This is a genomic window from Aeromonas rivuli (assembly GCF_000820045.1).
Lineage (GTDB): Bacteria > Pseudomonadota > Gammaproteobacteria > Enterobacterales > Aeromonadaceae > Aeromonas > Aeromonas rivuli.
Map to the genome: position 1 here is coordinate 69,153 of NZ_CDBJ01000087.1, position 21,124 is coordinate 90,276.

The following is a 21,124-nucleotide window of genomic DNA, read 5'->3' on the forward strand; positions in this document are numbered from 1 at the left end:
AGGCGCCCTTGACATCTCGTGGGATGGGCTCCGCTCGACACAAGCCCGGCATACCCGGACGCAGAGCGGATCTGGTGCCCTCCCCTTTAGCTCTCTTGCGGCTCGGCCAGACGGCCCACTACGTCAAGGCTGACTTTGTCGCGCTCGGCACCGACCAGTTCGCTGAGCTGGCCCTGGCGCATCTCCAGCAGGCGGTCGGCCAGCGGGAAGTAGTGATCGTCATGGCTGATGGCGATCACCGTCTTGCCCATGGCGTTGAGACGCGGCAGCAACTCGCGGTAGAAGATGCGTCTGAATTCCGGATCCTGATCCGCCGCCCACTCATCGAACAGCATGATGTCGCGCTGCTCGGCAACCGCCAGCAGCAGGGCGACCCGCTTACGCTGCCCCTGGGAGAGCTGGATATTGGTGACATGAGCCCCATCGAGCACCAGCTTGCTCTCCATCTGCAACAGGTGCAGCCATTGCTGGACCCGCTCGGGATCCGGCTCTTCACCGTCAGGCCCCATCAGGCGATCGAACAGGTGATAATCGGTGAAGATGGCGGAGAAGAGACCAAGATAGGCCTCCCTGTCGGTGACGGGCTCGCCATCGAGCAAGATCTCACCGCTGACCGGTCGATAGAGCCCGGTCAGCAGCATCGCCAGGGTCGACTTGCCCGAGCCATTGCCGCCGATGACGAACAGCTGCTCGCCACGGTGGATCTCAAGGTCGATGGGACCGACGCTGAAACCGGCCCGACCGCCCTGGCCATCATGATGGAACACGACCTGCTTCAGGCTGAGGGTCTGCCACTGTGCCTGCCCATCCTGAGGCGAGACGGCACGCACCGCGAACTCGGGTTCATGGTCGGCCAGTTCCAGGGATCTGAGCTTGTTGAAGGCAACCTGAGCCGCCAGCAAGGTGGGCAAGGCGCCGATCGCCTGCAACAAGGGGGTACGCAGGAATAGCAGGGTCAGGGCATAGGTAGCCGCCACATTGGTATTGGCCCAGCCCAGCCCGTTCGCCAGGAAGAAGGCGAGGCCGATGGCCCCCAGCATCATGATATTCGACCAGTTGATGGCGCTGAGATGGAAGGTGTCGGCCCTGATGATGTGGTGGCGATAGTCGAGGGCGTTGGGTTCATATTGCTGCTGATAGAGATGACGGGCTCGGTCCCGGTTCAGGGCCAGCTCCTTGTTCCCCTCTATCATGGCCTGATAGTCGCGATAGAGGCGATCCTCTGCGGCGCGCATCAGCCCCAGATGACTATAAACCCGTTTGACCAGCAGCCAGCCGATCAGCATGGTGGCGCCGACCCAGAGCGCGGTCCACAGCAGCATACCGAGCGAGAGCCAGCCGAGGTAAATGGCCGATCCCAGGGTCAAAATGGTGCCCTGGATAAGCTCGGGCAGGCGCACGAAGGCGATGGTGATACTGCCAATATCACTGGAGAGGGAGGCGAGCAGCGGCCCCTGGCCGATGCGTTTGACCTGGGCGACATCGGTATCGAGCAGTTGCTTGAGCAACTTGCCACGCAGGTGATAAACAAAATGGTGACCGAGGGTGGTCAGTGCCAACTGCGAACTGAGCGTGACAACCATGAGCGCCAGGATAAGGCCGAGCAGCTGGAAGATAACGGAAACAGGATCGCCTACTGATTCAATCAGATAGCTATTGATAAAGGCGATGACCCCGATCCCGAGCAGGGCAGAGCCCAGGCTGAGCAGGGTAATGGCGATGAATGGCCAGCGATAGTGGCGATAGACGAGGTAGAGCAGCTCCATGAAATTCTCTGTCGGGTATGAAAGGGAAACGGGTTGCCCTGAGGGCAACCCGAGTCAGATTACCAGCGGTAGTTGACGCTACCTACCACACTACGGGGCTCACCGTAGTAGCAGTAGTAGTCACAGCTGGCGACATAGGTGTCATCGAGCAGGTTGTTGACGTTGATCTGGGCACGCCAGTTCTTGGCAAAGTCATACCCGATCATCGCATCCCATACCGTCTGGGCCGGCACCTCGGCCGAACCGTAGATGGGGTTGTAGTTGGCATCCACGGCGCCTATGCCGACGCTGGAGCCGATATAGCGCACCCCGGTACCCACTTCCAGCCCGGAGACCGGGCCTTGCTGCACCTTGTAGTTACCCCAGAAGGAGGCCTGGTGACGCGGGATCAAGCTGGCGCGACGATCGCCATCCCCGGTGTCATTGGTCTTGGCATCGGTATAGGTGTAAGCCCCGGTCAGGCGCAGCGCCGCGGTCGCCTGCACGCTCCCTTCCAGCTCTATGCCCTGGGAGGTCACCTCACCCGCCTGGGTCTGCTGGCCGGAACCGGTGGAGACCAGCGAGTTGGTCTGCTCCAGATCGAACAGCGCCAGATTGATGTAGCCATCGAGGAAGCTGGGGGCGTACTTGATACCGGTCTCGTACAACTTGCCTTCCAGCGGCTTGTAGGAGTTCTTGGTATTGGGATCGATGCCCGGCAGCACTTCAAATGACTCGGCATAAGTGAAGTAAGGGGAGAGACCATTGTCGGCCAGGTACATCAGGCTGCCGGAGAGGGAGAGGTTGTCATCATACTGTCTCTCGTTCTTGCTGGTCGCTTCGCTGATGTTGTGGGTCTCCACATAGTCGAAGCGGCCACCGGCGGTCAGCAACCAGCGATCATCCCAACGGATCTGATGCTGGGCATAGAGGCCGCTCTGACCCTTGGTGCTCTTCTGATAGGTGGCCGTTGACTCATCAAAGCCTGGGAAGTTGCCATGATCCGGGTGCATGGTATCGATGGATCCCATGCCGTAGTTGTCGGCCTCATCCCCTTCATTGACGTGGCGCTGCAGATCGACCCCCAGCAGCAGGGTCTGCTCGGTGCGATCCGTACTCCAGTAGCCCACCATCTGGTTGTCCATGTTGATACTCTTGGTATCGCCATCACGGTAGATCAGACCACGGTAAGCGGTGGTGCTGTCGTAGGTTGGGAAAATATAGGTCTGACGCAGCAGCAGATCGTTGTAGTTGAAGCGGACGTTCTGCTTGAACTCCCAGGTCTGGTTGATCTGGTGGGAGAGCTCATAACCGGCGGAAATCTGGGTGTTGCGGTTGCGATCGTAGTCCGGCTGGCTCAGGTTGGTGCTGGGATCGATCTGGCCCTCTTCGGTATTGAGGGTGCCATAGACCGGGAAGAAGCCGTTGGTGGGCACCCCTTCGTCATGCTGGAAGCTGGCCAGCAGGGTGAGACTGGTGCTATCGGAGATATCCAGGGTCACGCTTGGCGCCACATAGGCACGCTCATTGTAGGTACCGTCCAGCACGCCATCACGCTCGTTGTAGAGCGCAACAAAACGATAGCGACTGTCGTCGGTCAGCTGGTCGGAGACATCCACCCCCACCTGACGATGATCCCGGTCGCCCAGTTGCAGATTCACCAGCCCCTGCGGCGTGGCGGTAGGACGCTTGCTCATGGCATTGACCACGCCACCGGGAGGCGCCTCGCCATACAGAATGGAGGCGGGTCCCTTCAATAACTCCACACTTTCCAAGCCGAAAGGCTCCGGGGTCCACACATAGTAGCCGGTGCTGAACAGGCGGTTACCGTCCAGATAAGAGGCGGCATCGAAGCCACGCACCTTGAACCAGTTGGTGTTGTTATCCGAGCCATAGAGGCCGGAGAGGACGCCGGAGCGATAACGCAGGGATTCGTCGAGCTGCAGCACGGCATGCTGATCCAGCTCCTCGCGATCCACCACGGAAACGGCGCGAGGGGTCTCGGCCATCGGCACCTCGACCTTCATGGCGGTACCCGTTACCACCATGGTTTCGCTCGCCTTGGGCAGGGCTTCTTCAGCAATGGCTGGCAGCACCCCAAACAGGCAGGCCAGGGGGATCAAGCGACCGAGAATGGATCGTTGAGGAGTGAAATGATTGGCTAGTAATGTCATGTTTAAGTCTCAAGTTTTCTATGAGTCAGGCTTTGTTTTTATGGGTCGAGTCTGGGCTCGCTCTGCCGTCAAAGCGGCCAATAATGCAGCGTCATGCTACTACAGGAGGGTTTTTGAATCGATTTAATAATTGCCAATCATTTGCATCCGCATTGACATTAAACAAAGAGATCCTGTCGATTATTGATAAACAGGACACATAAGGGTCTAGGTAGAATCCCTCTATATAAAGGAGGGGGCCATGATGGGCCCCCTTCGATGATCCGGATCCGGATGCCGCCAAAAAATAAATGGCGCGAATATCCCCGATTCTTATCCATTTTTATCCACATGCATTGGCGGTAGAATCCGGATCCTCAACGCATTCAAAAGGCATACCCCCATGGCCAAATTCAACCTCATCGTCGGCTCTATGTTAGGTGCTGCCGAGTACGTCGCCGACCATGTCGCCGATCTGCTCAATCAAGCCGGTCATCAGAGCGAGATCCATAATCCCGCCCGGCTCGCCGCCATAGCCGCCGAACCGGACGCCATACTGCTGGTGGTCACGTCCACCCATGGTGCCGGGGAGGTGCCGGACAACCTCCAGCCCTTCGTTAAAGATCTTTATGAACAAAAACCGGATCTTGGCGCATTTCGCTATGGTGTGATCGCACTGGGTGACCGCAGTTACGACACCTTTTGTGCGGGCGGCAAGACCCTGGATCAACGGCTGGCAGAATGCGGTGCCAGCCGGATCGGTGAACGGCTTGAGATAGACGTGACCCAGTACGAGATACCGGAAGATGCCGCCGAAGCCTGGATCCAGCCCTGGATGGCTTCGATCTCCTGATCAACCCGGGAGATCCCTTTTCAAAGCCGGATCTCCCCTGCCCCGCCTCGATTTACTATCCACCAGGTTATTCACAATCCGATCCCACTGACTTGTTCTACAAGGTTACCCACAACAACTGGGGGTAATGTGGATAACTATGCTTGAAACCTATGTAAAACCTATAGTTATCCTATGTATCAGATCCAGGCGGTTGAGGGGCTGTGTATAAAAGCACTGGTTGTCCCCCGGTTCACGGGGCCAGGATCCAAGCTTTTCCACAGGCTGGGATCGCCTTTAAGATAATGATCTTTATGATCAAAAAGTGCTTATCAACAGAAACGCTGGATCCTAATAAAAGATCTAATAAGAGATCGATCTAAAGATCCTTAAGATCTACTAACGGATCCTGATCCCAGAAAGGGCGCTAACTAGACGTTTCACTGATCACGGGAAACAGATAGAATGTTTGCCCCCTTAACGTGGGGATGAAGACGGCAAACAAACGATCTCAGGCGTGCAGATCAAGGTGATCCCAATGCAATACCATGAACAATTTGATGTGATCGTCGTCGGTGGCGGTCATGCAGGAACCGAGGCCGCAGCAGCATCTGCCCGTATGGGCATGAATACGCTGTTGCTGACTCACAACATCGATACCCTGGGCCACATGTCGTGCAACCCGGCAATCGGTGGGATCGGTAAGGGACACCTGGTCAAGGAAATTGACGCCCTCGGTGGGATCATGGCGCGAGCCATCGATCTTGGCGGGATCCAGTTTCGCACGCTCAACTCCTCCAAGGGCCCAGCCGTGCGAGCCACCCGCGCTCAGGCGGATCGTCTGCTCTACAAAGCGGCCGTGCGAGAGATGTTGGAGAACCAGCCGAATCTGAAGATCTTCCAGCAGGCTTGCGATGATCTGATCATGGACGGGGATCGTGTCGCCGGTGTCGTGACTCAGAGCGGGATCCGTTTCAGTGGCAAGACGGTGGTGCTCACAGTGGGTACCTTCCTGAACGGTTTGATCCACATCGGCATGGATAATTACAAGGGCGGACGGGCTGGAGATCCTCCCTCGATCGCTCTGGCGCAGCGTCTGCGTGAACTGCCGCTGCGCATCGACAGACTCAAGACCGGGACGCCGCCACGCATCGATGCCCGCAGTGTCGATCTCTCCGTGATGCAGGAACAGGCCGGCGACACCCCGACCCCGGTGTTCTCCTTCATCGGCGAGGCGAGCCAGCATCCGCGCCAGATCTCCTGCTACATGACGCACACCAACGAGCGCACTCATGAGGTGATCCGCAATAATCTGGATCGCAGCCCCATGTACGCCGGGGTGATCGAGGGCATAGGGCCGCGTTACTGCCCATCGATCGAAGACAAGATCACCCGCTTCGCCGACAAGACGGCGCACCAGATCTTCGTCGAGCCGGAAGGCTTGACTACCCACGAACTCTATCCGAACGGCATCTCCACCAGCCTGCCATTCGATGTACAGATCCAGATAGTGCGTTCGATCCGGGGCTTCGAGAATGCCCATATCACTCGACCCGGCTACGCCATCGAATATGACTTCTTCGATCCCCGGGATCTCAAGGCGAACATGGAGAGCAAGTGCATCCCCAATCTGTTCTTCGCCGGACAGATCAACGGCACCACTGGCTACGAAGAGGCCGGTGCCCAAGGGCTGCTGGCCGGTCTGAACGCCGCGCTGCGGGCGCAGGACAAGGATGCCTGGCATCCCCGTCGTGATCAGGCCTACCTGGGGGTCATGATGGATGATCTCTCCACCCTGGGGACCCGCGAACCCTACCGCATGTTCACCAGCCGTGCCGAATATCGCCTGCTGCTGCGTGAAGACAATGCGGATCTGCGTCTGACGGCTGCTGGCCGTGAACTGGGTCTGGTCGATGATGACCGTTGGGCCAAATTCAATACCAAGCTGGAATTGGTGGAGCAGGAGCGTCAACGGCTGCGTTCGACCTGGATCCACCCCCAGCATGTCGCCGTACCCGGTATCAATGCCCTGGTAAATACCCCACTCAGCCGTGAGCACAGTCTGGAAGAGCTGATGCGTCGTCCCGAGGTGACCTACGATGCGCTGATGGCGATCGAGGGGGTGGGGCCTGCTCTCGAGGATCCGGCCGCCGCGGATCAAGTCGAGATCCAGATCAAGTACGCCGGTTACATCGAGCGTCAGCACGACGAGGTGGAGAAACAGCTTCGCAACGAGAACACCCTGTTGCCGCTGGAGATGAATTACCGCGACGTGAACGGCCTCTCCAACGAGGTGATTGCCAAGCTGAGCGATGCCAAGCCGCAGACCATAGGTCAGGCCTCCCGCATCTCCGGCATCACACCGGCGGCCATCTCCATCCTGCTGGTCCATCTCAAGAAAAACGGCCTGCTGCGTAAAACCGCCTAGAGGATCCCCATGCTGGAAAGATTGAACGGCCTGCTCGCGCAGGCCGATATCGTTATAACAGAGACTCAAAAGACCCAGCTTATCAAGCTGGTTGAGTTGCTGCACAAGTGGAACAAGGCTTACAATCTCACCTCGGTGCGGGATCCCGATGCCATGCTGGTCAAGCACATCCTCGATAGCCTGGTGGTGAGCCGGCACTTGCACGGCGAACGGTTCATCGATGTGGGTACCGGCCCGGGCCTGCCAGGTTTACCGCTGGCCATCATCAATCCGGACAAGCAGTTCGTGTTGCTCGACAGCCTCGGCAAGCGGATCAACTTCATCCGCCAGGTGATCCAGGAGCTCGGTCTCACCAATGTGACCCCTGTGCTGAGCCGGGTGGAAGAGTACAGACCCGAACAAGGCTTCGATGCGGTGCTGAGCCGGGCGTTTGCCTCCCTGGAGGACATGCTGCGCTGGTGTCATCATCTGCCGTCCGAGGAGGGCAGCTTCCTGGCTCTCAAGGGACAGTATCCCGCCCAGGAGCTGGCCCAGTTGCCGGCCAATATCCGCCTGGTGGCATCCCATCAACTGGTGGTGCCTGAGCTGGAAGGCGAGCGTCATCTGCTGGAGTTTAAAACTATCTAGGCCCGCTTGGGCTGCCGTTTCATTGAGGGGATCTTGTGGGAAAAGTCATTGCCATCGCCAACCAGAAGGGGGGGGTCGGAAAAACCACCACCTGTGTGAACCTGGCGGCTTCCATGGCAGCCACTCGCCGCAAGGTGCTGGTGATCGATCTGGATCCCCAGGGTAATGCCACCATGGGCAGCGGCGTCGACAAATACGACGTAGAGCGCACCGCCTATGAGCTGCTGATCGAAGATATCCCGGTGCGGGACGTGATCGTCACCGAGACCTCGGGGGGCTATCACCTCATCGCCGCCAATGCCGATGTGACGGCGGCGGAGATCCGGCTGATGGAGTTCTTCGCCCGGGAGATCCGGTTGCGCAACGCCATCGCCTCCGTGCGCGACAAATACGATTACATCTTCATCGACTGCCCCCCCTCCCTCAACATGCTGACCGTCAATGCCATGGCCGCCGCCGATTCGGTACTGGTGCCCATGCAGTGCGAGTATTACGCCCTGGAGGGGCTGACGGCCCTGGTCGATACCATCAGCAAGCTGGCGGCCGTGGTCAATCCGGATCTCAAGATTGAAGGGGTGCTGCGCACCATGTTCGATCACCGCAATCGGCTGGCCAATGATGTGTCCGATCAGCTGAAACAGCACTTCGGGGACAAGGTCTATCGCACCATCATCCCCCGTAACGTGAGATTGGCCGAGGCGCCCAGCTTTGGTGCCCCGGCCATGCACTATGACAAATCATCGGTGGGCGCCAAGGCCTATCTGGCTCTGGCTGGCGAAATACTGCGCCGCCAGGAGCAGGAGTTCCAACCGACCACCGCAGATCGAGAGAGCATATGACCCTGAAAAAACGTGGACTGGGCAAGGGGCTGGATGCCCTGCTCAGCACCAGCACGGCTGCGCGCCAGAAGCAGGTGATGAGCGATCAGCGCACCGAACAGGCCATGGCTCCGGCCCCCCAGGGCGAGCTGCGCAAGCTGCCGCTGGAGTGGCTGCGCTCTGGCAAATACCAGCCGCGCAAGGATATGTCGCAGGACGCACTGGAAGACCTGGCCAATTCCATTCGTGCCCAGGGGGTGATCCAGCCGATCGTGGTGCGCCCCCTCGGCGAGCAATCCTTCGAAATCATCGCCGGTGAGCGGCGCTGGCGCGCCTCCCAGCTGGCCCGTCTCGAGGTGGTGCCATGCATCGTCAAGGACGTGCCCGACGAGGCTGCGGTCGCCATCGCGCTGATTGAGAATATCCAGCGCGAAGACCTCAACGCCATCGAGGAGGCCGTGGCCCTGCAGCGTCTGCTGACCGAATTCGAACTCACCCACCAGCAGGTGGCCGAGGCGGTGGGCAAGTCACGCACCACAGTCACCAACTTGCTGCGCCTCAACCAGCTCAACGACGATGTGAAGCGTTTCGTGGAGCATGGCGACCTCGACATGGGCCATGCCCGCGCCCTGCTGGCACTCAGTGGCCCGGCCCAGTCAGAACTGGCCAAGCAGGTGGCCCAGAAAGGCCTGACCGTGCGTGATACCGAGCGCTTGGTGCAAAAATCGCTGGAACCGGTAAAAACCAAAGCCGACCCCGTTCGCGATCCACAATTTGCTTACATTGAACGCCAGATTGCAGAAAAAATTGGCAACAAGGTACAACTTCAACAAGGCAAACAGAATAGCGGCAAGTTAGTAATAAGTTACGAGAACTTGGCGGAATTGGACCGGGTATTGGGCTATTTTGGCCTATCAGAACAGTGATTTTTACGCTTTTTGTAGTAATAAAACATCCATTCCTTTCGATATGAACATAACCTTAATTTTGTGCGGAAAGCCGCAAAAATTAAGGGTTTTTGCCATGTTGCAATAGCCGTCTTCACGGGTATAATTTGACCGGCTTTTAGGGCTGTGAATCCGGGGTCTCTGGAACCCGATTTTTTACAGTTCTGTAATGTTCAGAGGTGAGTTGGTGAAACAGAAAATAGCCTTGGAAGGTTTAACACTGGCCTTGGCGATGCTCGTTTGTCAGCTCGTCCTGATCCTGGCGATAGCTTCAGTCTGGTTTTATCAGGCCGGGGCTCACGCCGGATATTCCTCCCTCTACGGAGGGGGGATGTATTGGGTTCCTCAGGCCTTGTTCACACTCTGGGTTCTGCGCCGCAAGGTGACGAAAGAGAGTGTGGGGCTGGTGTTGCGGGACTTTTATGGTGGGGCAGGGATTAAGCTCATTACTACAACAGGACTCTTCGCCCTGATGTTTGGTGCAGGGATCGAGATAAACACCATCTCCTTCTTCGCCACTTATATCCTCGCCCTCGTTGTACAGTGGATAGTCTCATTCACGCTTAACAACCACTATTAGGAAAACTCATGGCTGCAACCGGAGAAGTCCTGACTCCTCAGGAATATATCTCCCACCATCTGACCCATCTGCAAGTAGGGTCTGGGTTCTGGACAGTGAATATCGACTCTATGATATTTTCTGTTCTGTTGGGCACCCTGTTTATCTGGTCGTTCCGTCGTGTTGCCGTAAAGGCCACCAGCGGTGTGCCGGGTAAACTTCAGTGCTTCGTGGAGATGCTGGTCGAGTTTGTGAATGGTAACGTCAAGGACATCTTTCATGGTCGCAACAAGGTCATCGCACCTTTGGGGCTGACCGTGTTTGTGTGGATCTTCCTGATGAACTTCATGGATCTGATCCCCGTTGACTTTATCCCTCATGCTGCACAATTGATGGGTGTTCCCTATCTGCGTGTGGTTCCCTCTGCTGACGTTAACATCACCATGTCCATGGCTTTGGGCGTGTTCTTCTTGATCCTGTACTACAGCATCAAGGTCAAGGGTATCAAAGGGTTTGTGAAGGAGCTGACGCTTCAGCCTTTCAATCACCCTGCGGCCATCCCTGTTAACTTCATCCTTGAAACCGTCACGTTGATTTCCAAGCCAGTCTCTCTGGGTCTGCGACTGTTCGGCAACATGTATGCTGGCGAACTGATCTTTATCCTGATTGCGGGTTTGTTACCCTGGTGGTCACAGTGGATCCTGTCCGTGCCTTGGGCAATATTCCACATCCTGATCATCACCTTGCAGGCATTTATCTTCATGGTTCTCACCATCGTCTATCTGTCGATGGCGCAAGAAGACCATTGATGAAGCAACTCAAATAAAACTTTTTCAAACAACCAATTACCAAAAAATAAATGGAGATCCTCATGGAAAACTTGAACATGGACCTGCTGTACATGGCTGCTGCTTTGATGATGGGCCTGGCCGCGATCGGCGCCTCCATCGGTATCGGGATCCTGGGTGGTAAATTCTTGGAAGGTGCTGCTCGTCAGCCGGACCTGATCCCTGTGCTGCGTACCCAGTTCTTCATCGTGATGGGTCTGGTTGATGCGATCCCGATGATCGCCGTTGGTCTGGGTCTGTATGTGATGTTTGCGGTTGCCTAAGTCGTTACGACTCACGCAGAACCCATTAACTAACTTAAGAGGAAATCGGCTGTGAATATCAACGCCACCCTCCTCGGCCAAGCAATCGCTTTTTTCTTCTTCGTAGTATTTTGCATGAAGTACGTATGGCCGCCGCTGATCGCTGCCATTGAAGCCCGCCAGAAAGAAATTGCTGACGGCTTGTCTTCCGCAGAACGCGCCAAGAAAGATCTGGATTTGGCCAAGGCCAATGCCACCGATCAGCTGAAAGAAGCCAAGCGCCAGGCTGCTGAAATCGTCGAACAGGCTAACAAACGTAAAGCCCAGATCATCGATGAAGCCGCAGTTGGTGCCCAGGCAGAGCGGGAAAAAATCCTGGCTCAAGGCCGTGCCGAGCTTGAAGCTGAACGTCATCGTGCCAAAGAAGAACTGCGCAAGCAGGTTGCTGCTCTTGCCGTCGCCGGCGCAGAGAAGATCCTGGCACGCCACATCGACCAGGCTGCCAACAGCGACATCGTCGACAAACTGGTAGCAGAACTGTAACGGGAACGGGGCTATGTCTGAACTGACTACAATCGCTCGCCCCTACGCCAAGGCTGCTTTCGAGTTTGCCGTTGAGCACAAGGCGGTTGACCAGTGGCTGGAGATGCTCGGTTTCGCGGCGCAAGTCGTGGAAAACGAGACAATCCACACCCTGGTAAACGGCTCTGTGGCTGCCGAAGAACTCGCAAACCTGTTTGTGAGTGTCTGCGGTGAGCAACTCGACGAGCATGGCCAGAACCTGATGCGGGTGATGGCTGAGAATGGTCGCTTGGGTGTGCTGCCGGCGGTCGTGACCGAATATGTACTGCTCAAGGCTGAACTCGACAAAGAGATTCAGGCTGAGGTCATTTCGGCCCATGTACTGACCGACCAGCAGAAGGCCGCTATTCAGGCTTCTCTGGAGCAACGTCTCGCACGCAAAGTGAAGCTGAATTGCAGCATGGATGCGTCCTTGATGGCCGGAGTGCTCATCAAGGCCGGAGATCTGGTTATCGACGGCACTGTCCGCGGTAAGCTGGATCGCATGGCCGACGCGCTGCAATCTTGATTGGGGTATTAGAGCATGCAACTGAATTCCACTGAAATCGCCGAGCTTATCAAGCAGCGCATCGCGCAGTTTGATGTTAAGAGCGAAGCGCGCAACGAAGGCACCATCGTCTCTGTGAGCGACGGTATCATTCGTATCCACGGTCTGGCCGATGCCATGCAGGGTGAAATGATCGAGCTGCCGGGTAACCGCTTCGCTCTGGCATTGAACCTGGAGCGTGACTCCGTTGGTGCCGTGGTCATGGGTCCCTACGCCGATCTGGCCGAAGGGATGAAAGTAAAAGGGACTGGCCGCATTCTGGAAGTGCCGGTTGGTCGTGGTCTGTTGGGCCGGGTGGTCAACACCCTGGGTCAGCCTATCGACGGTAAAGGTCCCATCGACAACGACGGCTTCTCGCCGATCGAAGTTATCGCACCGGGCGTTATCGAGCGTAAGTCTGTTGACCAGCCTGTCCAGACCGGCCTGAAAGCCATCGATGCCATGATCCCTATCGGTCGTGGCCAGCGTGAGCTGATCATCGGTGACCGCCAGGTAGGTAAGACTGCCATCGCCATCGACACCATCATCAACCAGAAAGATTCTGGTATTAAGTGTGTGTACGTCGCGATCGGTCAGAAGGCCTCCACCATCGCCAACGTGGTGCGCAAGCTGGAAGAGCACGGTGCTCTGGCCAACACCATTGTGGTGGTTGCCTCTGCCTCCGAAGCCGCTGCCCTGCAGTACCTGGCGCCTTATGCCGGCTGCTCCATGGGTGAGTACTTCCGTGACCGCGGTGAAGACGCGCTCATCATTTATGATGACCTGTCCAAGCAAGCGGTGGCCTACCGTCAGATCTCCCTGCTGCTGCGCCGTCCACCAGGACGCGAAGCTTACCCAGGCGACGTCTTCTATCTGCACTCCCGTCTGCTCGAGCGCGCTTCCCGCGTCAACGTCGAGTACGTCGAGAAGTTCACCAAGGGTGCCGTGACTGGCCGGACCGGTTCCTTGACCGCGCTGCCGATCATCGAAACCCAGGCCGGTGACGTGTCTGCGTTCGTTCCGACCAACGTGATCTCCATCACCGATGGTCAGATCTTCCTGACCACTCAGCTGTTCAACTCCGGTATTCGTCCGGCGGTTGACCCGGGTATCTCCGTATCCCGAGTGGGCGGCGCGGCTCAGACCAAGATCGTCAAGAAATTGTCCGGTGGTATCCGTACCGCGCTGGCCCAGTACCGCGAGCTGGCGGCCTTCGCCCAGTTCTCTTCCGATCTGGATGAGGCGACCCGCAAGCAGCTGGACCACGGCCAGAAGGTAACCGAGCTGATGAAGCAGCAGCAATACTCCCCGATGAGTGTGGCTGCCCAGGCTCTGGTGCTGTTCGCCGCCGAGAAGGGCTATCTCTCCGACGTCGAAATCGCCAAGGTTGTCGATTTCGAAGCCGCTCTGCTCTCCTACGCCAATACCCAGCACGCTGAGCTGATGGCAGACATCAACGCCACAGCCGACTACAACGACGCGATCGTTGGCAAGCTGACTGCGTTGCTGGATGACTTCAAAGCAACCCAGACCTGGTAAGCGAGTGTGGCAGCGCAAGCTGCCACCTGAAGGAGAGTAAGAGATGGCCGGCGCAAAAGAGATACGTACCAAGATCGGGAGTGTGAAGAACACTCAGAAGATCACCGGCGCTATGGAAATGGTGGCAGCAAGCAAGATGCGCCGTGCGCAGGAACGCATGTCTGCCAGCCGTCCGTACGCTGAAACCATGCGCAAGGTGATCGGCCATATCGCCCAGGGGAACTTGGAATACAAGCACCCCTACCTCATGGAACGTGAGGTCAAGCGAGTGGGTTACATCGTCGTCTCCACCGACCGTGGCCTGTGTGGGGGTCTGAACATCAACCTGTTCAAGGCTGCCCTCAATGAGATGAAGGAGTGGAGCGCGAAAGGTGCCAAGGTTGACCTGGCACTGATCGGTAACAAGGCTTCCGGCTTCTTCCAGCGGCACGGTGCCAAGGTGCAAGCCCATGTCTCCGGACTGGGTGACAACCCGAGCATCAGTGACCTGATTGGTTCAGTCAAGGTCATGCTGAAGGCTTACGACAACGGTGAGATTGACCGTCTGTACCTGGTGTACAACAAGTTTGTAAACACCATGGTGCAACAACCCCGAGTCGATCAATTGCTGCCTTTGCCCGTAACAGAAGACAGCAAGCTCGCCAAGAAACACCATTGGGATTACCTCTATGAGCCGGATCCCAAACAGCTGCTGAACACCCTGCTGATTCGCTACGTCGAGTCCCAGGTGTACCAGGGCGTGGTGGAAAACTTGGCCAGCGAACAGGCAGCCCGAATGGTTGCCATGCAAGCCGCGACTGACAACGCCGGCAACCTGATTAACGATCTGCAACTGGTGTACAACAAGGCCCGTCAGGCCAGTATTACCCAGGAACTGACAGAGATCGTATCGGGCGCTGCTGCGGTGTAAGGCAAGGGTTATCAAAGATTTAGAGGATTTGACATGAGTAATGGTTTCATCGTCCAAATCATCGGCGCTGTAGTGGACATCGAGTTCCCGCAGAATGCCGTACCCAAGGTGTACGATGCGCTGTGCGTCGTCAGTGAAGGTCAAGGCCAGGGTCTGGTGCTGGAAGTTCAGCAGCAGATCGGTGGCGGTGTCGTGCGCTGCATCACCATGGGTTCCTCCGACGGTCTGCGTCGTGGGTTGGAAGTAGTTAATACCGGCAAGGCAATCCAGGTACCGGTTGGTACCTCGACCCTGGGTCGGATCATGAACGTACTGGGCGAACCCATCGATGAGAAGGGTCCGATCGGCGAAGAAGAGCGTTGGTCCATCCACCGCGAAGCCCCCAGCTACGAAGATCAGTCCAACAGCAACGATCTGCTGGAGACCGGCATCAAGGTTATCGACCTGGTTTGCCCGTTCGCCAAGGGTGGTAAAGTCGGTCTGTTCGGCGGCGCCGGTGTTGGCAAGACCGTCAACATGATGGAGCTGATCCGTAACATCGCGATCGAACACAGCGGCTACTCAGTCTTTGCCGGTGTGGGCGAACGTACCCGTGAGGGTAACGACTTCTACCACGAGATGATGGAGTCCAACGTACTGGACAAAGTATCCCTGGTTTACGGTCAGATGAACGAGCCGCCCGGAAACCGTCTGCGCGTGGCGCTGACCGGCCTGACCATGGCCGAGAAGTTCCGTGACGAAGGTCGTGACGTGTTGTTCTTCGTGGATAACATCTACCGTTACACCTTGGCCGGTACCGAAGTATCCGCACTGCTGGGCCGTATGCCCTCCGCAGTAGGTTACCAGCCGACCCTGGCCGAGGAGATGGGTGTTCTGCAAGAACGTATCACCTCCACCCGGACCGGTTCCATCACCTCCGTACAGGCCGTTTACGTCCCTGCGGATGACTTGACCGACCCGTCCCCGGCGACCACCTTCGCCCACTTGGATGCGACCGTCGTTCTGTCCCGTCAGATCGCGGCACTGGGTATCTACCCGGCCGTTGACCCGCTGGACTCCACCTCCCGTCAGCTGGATCCGCTGGTGGTTGGCAAGGAGCACTACGACACCGCTCGTGGCGTTCAGACCGTACTGCAGCGCTACAAAGAGCTGAAGGACATCATCGCCATCCTGGGTATGGATGAACTGTCAGAAGAAGACAAACTGACCGTATCCCGTGCCCGTAAGATCGAGCGTTACTTGTCCCAGCCGTTCTTCGTGGCAGAAGTATTTACCGGTTCACCGGGCAAATACGTGCCGCTGAAAGAGACCATTCGTGGTTTCCAGGGCATCCTGAAAGGCGAGTATGACGATCTGCCTGAGCAGGCGTTCTACATGGTTGGCGGTATCGACGAAGTCGTCGAGAAAGCCAAGAAACTGTAAGCCTCGATAGGAGGACCCATGGCTGAGATATCCTTTCACCTGGATGTGGTGAGCGCAGAGGGCAAACTGTTTGCCGGCCGTGTTCAGACCGTACAGGTTTCAGGCTCCGAAGGTGAGCTGGGTATCCACCACGGTCACGCGCCGCTGCTGACTGCCATCAAGCCGGGCCTGGTCCGCTTGATCAAGCAGAATGGTGGCGAAGAGGTGATGTACGTTTCCGGCGGCATGCTGGAAGTACAACCCGAAGCCGTGACTGTGCTGGCCGATACCGCAATTCGTGCCGACGATCTGGATGAGGCGAAAGCCCAGGAAGCCAAGCGTCGTGCCGAGGAGCGGATCAACAGCTCCCATGGTGACATCGATTACGCCCAGGCCGCTACCGAGCTGGCCAAGGCGATGGCCCAACTGCGGGTTATCGATATCGTCAAAAAGAATTACCGTTAATAGCGGTGATGCAAAAAGCGACCTTCGGGTCGCTTTTTTTTTATCCGTTGGATAGACTCCGCCGAGCATTTCCTCAAGTTTCAAAGGCTGGCTATGTCTCTCAACGTCGTGATCCTGGCTGCGGGTAAAGGTACTCGCATGCGCTCCTCCTTGCCAAAAGTACTGCACCCTGTCGCCAACAAGCCCATGGTCTCCCATGTCATCGACACCGCTCGCCAGATAGGGGCCGAGCAGTTGCACCTGGTCTATGGCCACGGCGCCGAGTTGCTCAAGGAGCGGATCGCCGCGCCGGATCTGAACTGGGTGCTGCAGGCCCAGCAGCTGGGCACCGGCCATGCGGTGGCCCAGGCGATCCCGTTCTGGCAAGACGAAGACGACGTACTGGTGCTGTACGGCGACACTCCACTGATCCAGCCCGAGACCCTGCAACGGCTGCTGGCCGCCAAGGCCGATGGCGGCATGGCGCTGCTGACCGTGGTGCTGGACAACCCGACCGGTTATGGCCGTATCGTCCGGGAAAGCGGCCAGGTGGTCGGCATCATCGAGCAGAAGGATGCCAACGCCGAGCAGCTCGCCATCCGCGAAGTGAACACCGGCGTGCTGGTGGCCAAGGGGGCGCAGTTGCGTAGCTGGCTGTCCCGTCTGGACAACAAGAATGCCCAGGGCGAGTTCTATCTCACCGACGTCATTGCCATGGCCCACGGGGATGGTTGCGCCATCGCCGCCGTTCATCCGGACAGCGCCATGGAGGTGGAAGGGGCCAACAACCGGGTGCAGCTTGCGGCATTGGAGCGCAGCTACCAGCAGATGCAGGCCGAACGGTTGATGATCGCCGGTGTGACCCTGATCGATCCGGCCCGCTTCGACTTGCGCGGCGAGCTGGAGGTGGGTGAAGAGGTGGTGATCGACGTCAACGTCATCATCGAGGGCAGGGTCAAACTCGGCAACCATGTGCGCATCGGTGCGGGTTGCGTGCTGAAAGATTGCGAAATCGGCGATCACAGTGAAGTGAAACCCTACTCCGTCATCGAGGGGGCGCAGGTTGCTGACCAGTGCTCGGTCGGCCCCTTCGCCCGCCTGCGGCCCGGTGCCGTGCTGGAACAGGATGCCCATGTGGGCAACTTCGTCGAGATGAAGAAGTCCCGGCTCGGGGTTGGCTCCAAGTGTGGTCACCTGACCTATCTTGGAGACACCGAGGTGGGTGCCAGGGTGAACATAGGTGCCGGCACCATCACTTGCAATTATGATGGGGTGAACAAGTTCCAGACCATCATAGAGGATGACGTCTTCGTCGGCTCCGACACCCAGCTGGTGGCGCCGGTGCGCATCGGCAAGGGGGCGACCCTGGGGGCGGGCTCGACCATCACCAAGGACGTGGCCGAGCACGAACTGGTGATCACCCGGGTGCCTCAGCGCCATATCCAGAATTGGGCGCGTCCGGTCAAGAAGAAGTGATGCCCGATCAATCCCTATCCATGAAATAAAGAAAACCGGCGCCTTGTGGCGCCGGTTTTTTTATGGCCTGGACTCCGTGCTCTCCATGACCCTGTACCAGTCCAGCTTGCGGGTCAGCATCATGATCAGCGTCAGTATGGCAAACAGCAGCAGGGCGCCGAGCAGTAACGCGCTCTGCTCTGCTTGCAGCAGGCCATAGAGGGTGGCATAGACAACCCCCAGCAGGGCCGCGAAGCCGAGCCCTTGCTTCAGCCCCCCCAGCACATGGCTCAGGTAGAAGCCATTGAGCGCCACGCTGGCCAGCGCCGCCAGCAGGTAGGCGAGGGCGAAGCCCAGATGCTCGGTCAGCGCCAGCAGTAGCAGATAGAAGATGACCAGCCCCATGCCGACCAGGGCGTACTGGATGGGGTGGACCCTCAGCCCTTTGAGCAGCTCGAACATGAAGAAGCTGATGAAGGTGAGGCCGATGAACAGCAGGGCGTACTTGGCCGCTCGCTCGTTGAGTCGGTATTGATCCACAGGCTGCACCAGACTGACGCTGAAGGCGGGCAGTGCTTGCTCCTTGCCACTCATGCTGCGCAAGAAGCGGGTCTCCATGTCGGTGGCGAACCAGCTGGTCTGCCAGTTGGCATTGAAACCCGCCTCATCCAGTTTGCGACTGCCCGGCAGGAAATCGCCGATGAAGTTGGGATGAGGCCAGTTGCCGGTCAGTTGCAGCCTGCTCTCCCGACCGAGAGGCACCAGCTCCAGGCTGTTCATGCCCTGCAGGTTCAGCTCGATATGAAACTCACCCTGTTCGCCCGGCAAGGCGTCGAGCGGCGCGTGAATACCCGCCTGATCCTCTCCCAGCAGGGCACCGGGGACGAAGGGGATGTGGCGCTCTCCCAGTTGCAGCACCGGGACGCTGTTGATGCCACGGGCGTCGGACAGCACCAGGCTCAGATAGGGTTTACCCGCCACCAGTGCCGGATCGGCACCGTCAACGCGCAGCTCCGGGTTGCTGGCCAGCAGTGCCTTGTCCGTCAGGGTATCGGGCAGGCGACCGGACAGGGTGATGGTGGTGTGGTAGATCTGCGCCTGATAGATGCCGAGCTTGCGGGGGGTGACCACCATGTTGGCGCGCATATCCAGCTGTTCCGGCAGCAGGTAGCGATAGAGCCGCTCCTGACGCACGAAGCGCTTGCCATCCTGCTCCACGGTAACGGCGCGGCTATAGGGTTGTACCAGCACTGGCCCCAGCAGTCGCTGCGGGCCGCTGCTGCTGGCCATCATGCTGCCGATGGCCTGACGCTGATAGTGCTGGCGCTCGTGATTGAGATCCAGAATGGATTGTACCGGCAGCATCAGCAGCAGGCCGAGCAGCAGTAGCAGGAAGATCTTGTGGGTGACAATCTGTTTGACCATGACGGGCTCCTTGTTATCGCAAGCCAGTCTCCCCGGGCTGGATGAAGGGGAGATGAGCCCCTGTGAAGTGAGGGTGAAGGAGAGAGAAAAAACCGACCTCCGCTGAGGTGGGGGGGGGAGCCTGATAGATGTGTTCGCCGGTTGCCTGCCCGAGGCTTGACTCAGGGGTTAACCATGGCTGGGCAGCCAGAGTTCGGCCAGTACCCCGCCTTGCTGCTCGTTGTGCAACGTCAGGCTGCCTCCATGTTGGCGGGCCACCTCGGCGGCGAAGCTGAGCCCTATGCCGCTGCTCTTGGCGCCGTTTGGCCTGGGCAGGGAGTAGAAGCGCTCGAAGATGCGCGGCAGGGCGAAATCCGGGATGCCAGGCCCCTGATCCTTGACCCGGAAGCGGTAACCCTCCTGCACCGGTTCGCCCTCTATCACTAACAGGCCTCCGCTTGGACTGAAGTCGAGGGCATTGTCGATCAGATTGCCCAGCGCCTGTCCCACCAGCAGTCGATCCCAGCGTTGTGGCTGGGCTGGTTTGAGGCGGTGGCTGAGGGTGATGCCGCGCCTGTCGGCCACTATCTGGCGCGCCGCCACCGCCCCTTCCCCCAGCTGCATCGGATCCACCGCCTGACGTTCACGTTCCTGGCCCGACTCGAGGCGAGCGAGCTGCAACATGCGCTCGATCAGCTGCTGCATCCGGGTCGACTCCTGATTGATATTGTTGATGAATCGAGTCGCGACCTCGGCAGGGGGCGCCTCTGCCAGCAGCTCTCCCGCCCCGCGAATGGCGGCCAGGGGGCTCTTGAGCTCATGGGTCAGGCTGTGCACATAGGCTTCGATGTAGGATTTGCCGTCCAGCTGGCGGCGCATCGTCTCGAGGGAACGTCCCAACCTGTCCAGCTCCAGACTGTATAGATGGGGCAACTGGGCCGGCTCCCCCTGGCTGACCGCCTGGGCGTAGGTTTCCAGCTTGCGGATGGAACGGTTGAGCCACCACACCAGCAGAGCGCCGATGAGCAGGGCGATGAATAGCATGAGGGCGGCAGCCTGCAATAGCTGGCGCTCACCACGCTCTATCATCGGCAGCAGGGTGTGATTGGGTTTGGCGACGGTGAGGGAGCCCAGTATCTTATTCCCTTCGCGCAGCGGCGCCGCCACGTGCATGACCGAGCTGGTGGGATCGTCCGGGTCGCTGCGGGTGCTGCGGGCACCATATTGACCGCGCAGGGTCAGGTGGACGTCGTTCCAGCGGGAGTAGTCTTTGCCCAGATCCTGGCCAGAGGAGTCGTAGATAACGCTGCCATTAGCATCAACAACATAGATGCGATACTCGGCCTGCTGCTTGAGGTGGCCGTCGATCAGGGCATTGATGGGGCTCTGGTTGAGGCGAGTGAAGGCATGGGCCAGTCGCCCATTGGCCATCTTGCCATCCTGCAAATCGTCCAGGGCCAGGGGGGCCAGTATCTGGGCCATGTCGACCAGGGTATCTTCGGCGGCGCTGCGCACCCCGGGCTTGATCTCCTCGACGAAGATCTCCAGTACAAACCAGGCGGCCAGGGCGAAGATGAGCAGCAGCCCGGCCAGCAGTTGCAGTCCAATCCTCATACCCGTCCCTGACAGCAAGCTAGTTGCCGTTCTATTGTGCTCATGGCAGA

General features: G+C 58.3%; 19 protein-coding genes. 15 read left to right on the top strand and 4 right to left on the bottom strand.

Going from position 1 to position 21,124, the window contains the following annotated elements:
* Window positions 1–86: 86 nt before the first annotated feature.
* Window positions 87–1,766, bottom strand: coding sequence for a multidrug ABC transporter permease/ATP-binding protein (locus tag BN1130_RS19170; protein WP_042044004.1), 1,680 nt, complete (start codon window positions 1,764–1,766; stop codon window positions 87–89).
* A 59-nt stretch (window positions 1,767–1,825) separates the two neighbouring features.
* Window positions 1,826–3,919, bottom strand: a complete 2,094-nt coding sequence (locus tag BN1130_RS19175) for a TonB-dependent siderophore receptor (protein WP_042044006.1) — start codon at window positions 3,917–3,919, stop codon at window positions 1,826–1,828.
* Between the two features lie 382 nt (window positions 3,920–4,301).
* On the opposite strand from BN1130_RS19175, the gene mioC reads away from it, so the two are divergent.
* From mioC to glmU, 15 genes are all read left to right on the top strand, one after another.
* Window positions 4,302–4,751 (top strand): FMN-binding protein MioC, encoded by a 450-nt coding sequence (mioC, locus tag BN1130_RS19180; RefSeq protein WP_042044007.1) that lies wholly within the window; start codon window positions 4,302–4,304, stop codon window positions 4,749–4,751.
* Between the two features lie 517 nt (window positions 4,752–5,268).
* Complete coding sequence (gene mnmG / locus BN1130_RS19185; protein ID WP_042044009.1) at window positions 5,269–7,158, top strand: tRNA uridine-5-carboxymethylaminomethyl(34) synthesis enzyme MnmG; 1,890 nt, start codon at window positions 5,269–5,271, stop codon at window positions 7,156–7,158.
* 9 nt (window positions 7,159–7,167) lie between these two features.
* Entirely contained in the window at window positions 7,168–7,785 is a 618-nt protein-coding gene (gene rsmG / locus BN1130_RS19190; RefSeq protein ID WP_042044010.1) for a 16S rRNA (guanine(527)-N(7))-methyltransferase RsmG, read from the top strand.
* 35 nt (window positions 7,786–7,820) lie between these two features.
* Window positions 7,821–8,624, top strand: a complete 804-nt coding sequence (locus BN1130_RS19195; RefSeq protein WP_042044011.1) for a ParA family protein — start codon at window positions 7,821–7,823, stop codon at window positions 8,622–8,624.
* Window positions 8,621–9,529: a ParB/RepB/Spo0J family partition protein gene (locus BN1130_RS19200; protein ID WP_042044012.1), complete on the top strand. Its 909-nt coding sequence runs from the start codon at window positions 8,621–8,623 to the stop codon at window positions 9,527–9,529. Before BN1130_RS19195 ends, BN1130_RS19200 begins: the two co-directional genes overlap by 4 nt.
* Before the next feature lie 190 nt (window positions 9,530–9,719).
* The gene (locus BN1130_RS19205) at window positions 9,720–10,130 is read left to right on the top strand and encodes an ATP synthase subunit I (RefSeq protein WP_042044014.1); all 411 of its coding nucleotides are present in this window, start codon (window positions 9,720–9,722) and stop codon (window positions 10,128–10,130) included.
* Between the two features lie 8 nt (window positions 10,131–10,138).
* Entirely contained in the window at window positions 10,139–10,918 is a 780-nt protein-coding gene (atpB, locus tag BN1130_RS19210; protein ID WP_042044015.1) for a F0F1 ATP synthase subunit A, read from the top strand.
* 62 nt (window positions 10,919–10,980) lie between these two features.
* Window positions 10,981–11,220 (top strand): F0F1 ATP synthase subunit C, encoded by a 240-nt coding sequence (gene atpE / locus BN1130_RS19215; protein WP_005893179.1) that lies wholly within the window; start codon window positions 10,981–10,983, stop codon window positions 11,218–11,220.
* 51 nt (window positions 11,221–11,271) lie between these two features.
* Window positions 11,272–11,742, top strand: a complete 471-nt coding sequence (atpF, locus tag BN1130_RS19220; RefSeq protein ID WP_042044017.1) for a F0F1 ATP synthase subunit B — start codon at window positions 11,272–11,274, stop codon at window positions 11,740–11,742.
* A gap of 13 nt (window positions 11,743–11,755) precedes the next feature.
* Window positions 11,756–12,289 (top strand): F0F1 ATP synthase subunit delta, encoded by a 534-nt coding sequence (gene atpH / locus BN1130_RS19225; RefSeq protein ID WP_042044018.1) that lies wholly within the window; start codon window positions 11,756–11,758, stop codon window positions 12,287–12,289.
* A 15-nt stretch (window positions 12,290–12,304) separates the two neighbouring features.
* On the top strand, window positions 12,305–13,846 hold the full coding sequence (gene atpA, locus BN1130_RS19230; RefSeq protein WP_042044019.1) for a F0F1 ATP synthase subunit alpha: 1,542 nt from the start codon (window positions 12,305–12,307) through the stop codon (window positions 13,844–13,846).
* A gap of 43 nt (window positions 13,847–13,889) precedes the next feature.
* The gene (gene atpG / locus BN1130_RS19235) at window positions 13,890–14,756 is read left to right on the top strand and encodes a F0F1 ATP synthase subunit gamma (protein WP_042044020.1); all 867 of its coding nucleotides are present in this window, start codon (window positions 13,890–13,892) and stop codon (window positions 14,754–14,756) included.
* A gap of 33 nt (window positions 14,757–14,789) precedes the next feature.
* The gene (atpD, locus tag BN1130_RS19240; RefSeq protein WP_042044021.1) at window positions 14,790–16,178 is read left to right on the top strand and encodes a F0F1 ATP synthase subunit beta; all 1,389 of its coding nucleotides are present in this window, start codon (window positions 14,790–14,792) and stop codon (window positions 16,176–16,178) included.
* 18 nt (window positions 16,179–16,196) lie between these two features.
* Entirely contained in the window at window positions 16,197–16,622 is a 426-nt protein-coding gene (locus BN1130_RS19245; protein WP_005893194.1) for a F0F1 ATP synthase subunit epsilon, read from the top strand.
* Window positions 16,623–16,715: 93 nt separating this feature from the next.
* Entirely contained in the window at window positions 16,716–18,077 is a 1,362-nt protein-coding gene (glmU, locus tag BN1130_RS19250; protein WP_042044022.1) for a bifunctional UDP-N-acetylglucosamine diphosphorylase/glucosamine-1-phosphate N-acetyltransferase GlmU, read from the top strand.
* Between the two features lie 60 nt (window positions 18,078–18,137).
* On the opposite strand, the gene creD is transcribed toward glmU, so the two are convergent.
* Window positions 18,138–19,481 (bottom strand): cell envelope integrity protein CreD, encoded by a 1,344-nt coding sequence (gene creD, locus BN1130_RS19255; RefSeq protein ID WP_042044023.1) that lies wholly within the window; start codon window positions 19,479–19,481, stop codon window positions 18,138–18,140.
* Between the two features lie 168 nt (window positions 19,482–19,649).
* On the bottom strand, window positions 19,650–21,074 hold the full coding sequence (gene blrB, locus BN1130_RS19260) for a beta-lactam sensor histidine kinase BlrB (protein ID WP_042044024.1): 1,425 nt from the start codon (window positions 21,072–21,074) through the stop codon (window positions 19,650–19,652).
* Window positions 21,075–21,124 lie beyond the last annotated feature (50 nt).

Coding starts and splice junctions, on each gene's coding strand:
- BN1130_RS19170 (WP_042044004.1), bottom strand. CDS start 1,766: ATGGAGCTGCTCTACCTCGTCTATCGCCACTATCGCTGGCCATTCATC.
- BN1130_RS19175 (WP_042044006.1), bottom strand. CDS start 3,919: ATGACATTACTAGCCAATCATTTCACTCCTCAACGATCCATTCTCGGT.
- mioC (WP_042044007.1), top strand. CDS start 4,302: ATGGCCAAATTCAACCTCATCGTCGGCTCTATGTTAGGTGCTGCCGAG.
- mnmG (WP_042044009.1), top strand. CDS start 5,269: ATGCAATACCATGAACAATTTGATGTGATCGTCGTCGGTGGCGGTCAT.
- rsmG (WP_042044010.1), top strand. CDS start 7,168: ATGCTGGAAAGATTGAACGGCCTGCTCGCGCAGGCCGATATCGTTATA.
- BN1130_RS19200 (WP_042044012.1), top strand. CDS start 8,621: ATGACCCTGAAAAAACGTGGACTGGGCAAGGGGCTGGATGCCCTGCTC.
- BN1130_RS19205 (WP_042044014.1), top strand. CDS start 9,720: ATGTTCAGAGGTGAGTTGGTGAAACAGAAAATAGCCTTGGAAGGTTTA.
- atpB (WP_042044015.1), top strand. CDS start 10,139: ATGGCTGCAACCGGAGAAGTCCTGACTCCTCAGGAATATATCTCCCAC.
- atpE (WP_005893179.1), top strand. CDS start 10,981: ATGGAAAACTTGAACATGGACCTGCTGTACATGGCTGCTGCTTTGATG.
- atpH (WP_042044018.1), top strand. CDS start 11,756: ATGTCTGAACTGACTACAATCGCTCGCCCCTACGCCAAGGCTGCTTTC.
- atpA (WP_042044019.1), top strand. CDS start 12,305: ATGCAACTGAATTCCACTGAAATCGCCGAGCTTATCAAGCAGCGCATC.
- atpG (WP_042044020.1), top strand. CDS start 13,890: ATGGCCGGCGCAAAAGAGATACGTACCAAGATCGGGAGTGTGAAGAAC.
- atpD (WP_042044021.1), top strand. CDS start 14,790: ATGAGTAATGGTTTCATCGTCCAAATCATCGGCGCTGTAGTGGACATC.
- BN1130_RS19245 (WP_005893194.1), top strand. CDS start 16,197: ATGGCTGAGATATCCTTTCACCTGGATGTGGTGAGCGCAGAGGGCAAA.
- glmU (WP_042044022.1), top strand. CDS start 16,716: ATGTCTCTCAACGTCGTGATCCTGGCTGCGGGTAAAGGTACTCGCATG.
- creD (WP_042044023.1), bottom strand. CDS start 19,481: ATGGTCAAACAGATTGTCACCCACAAGATCTTCCTGCTACTGCTGCTC.
- blrB (WP_042044024.1), bottom strand. CDS start 21,074: ATGAGGATTGGACTGCAACTGCTGGCCGGGCTGCTGCTCATCTTCGCC.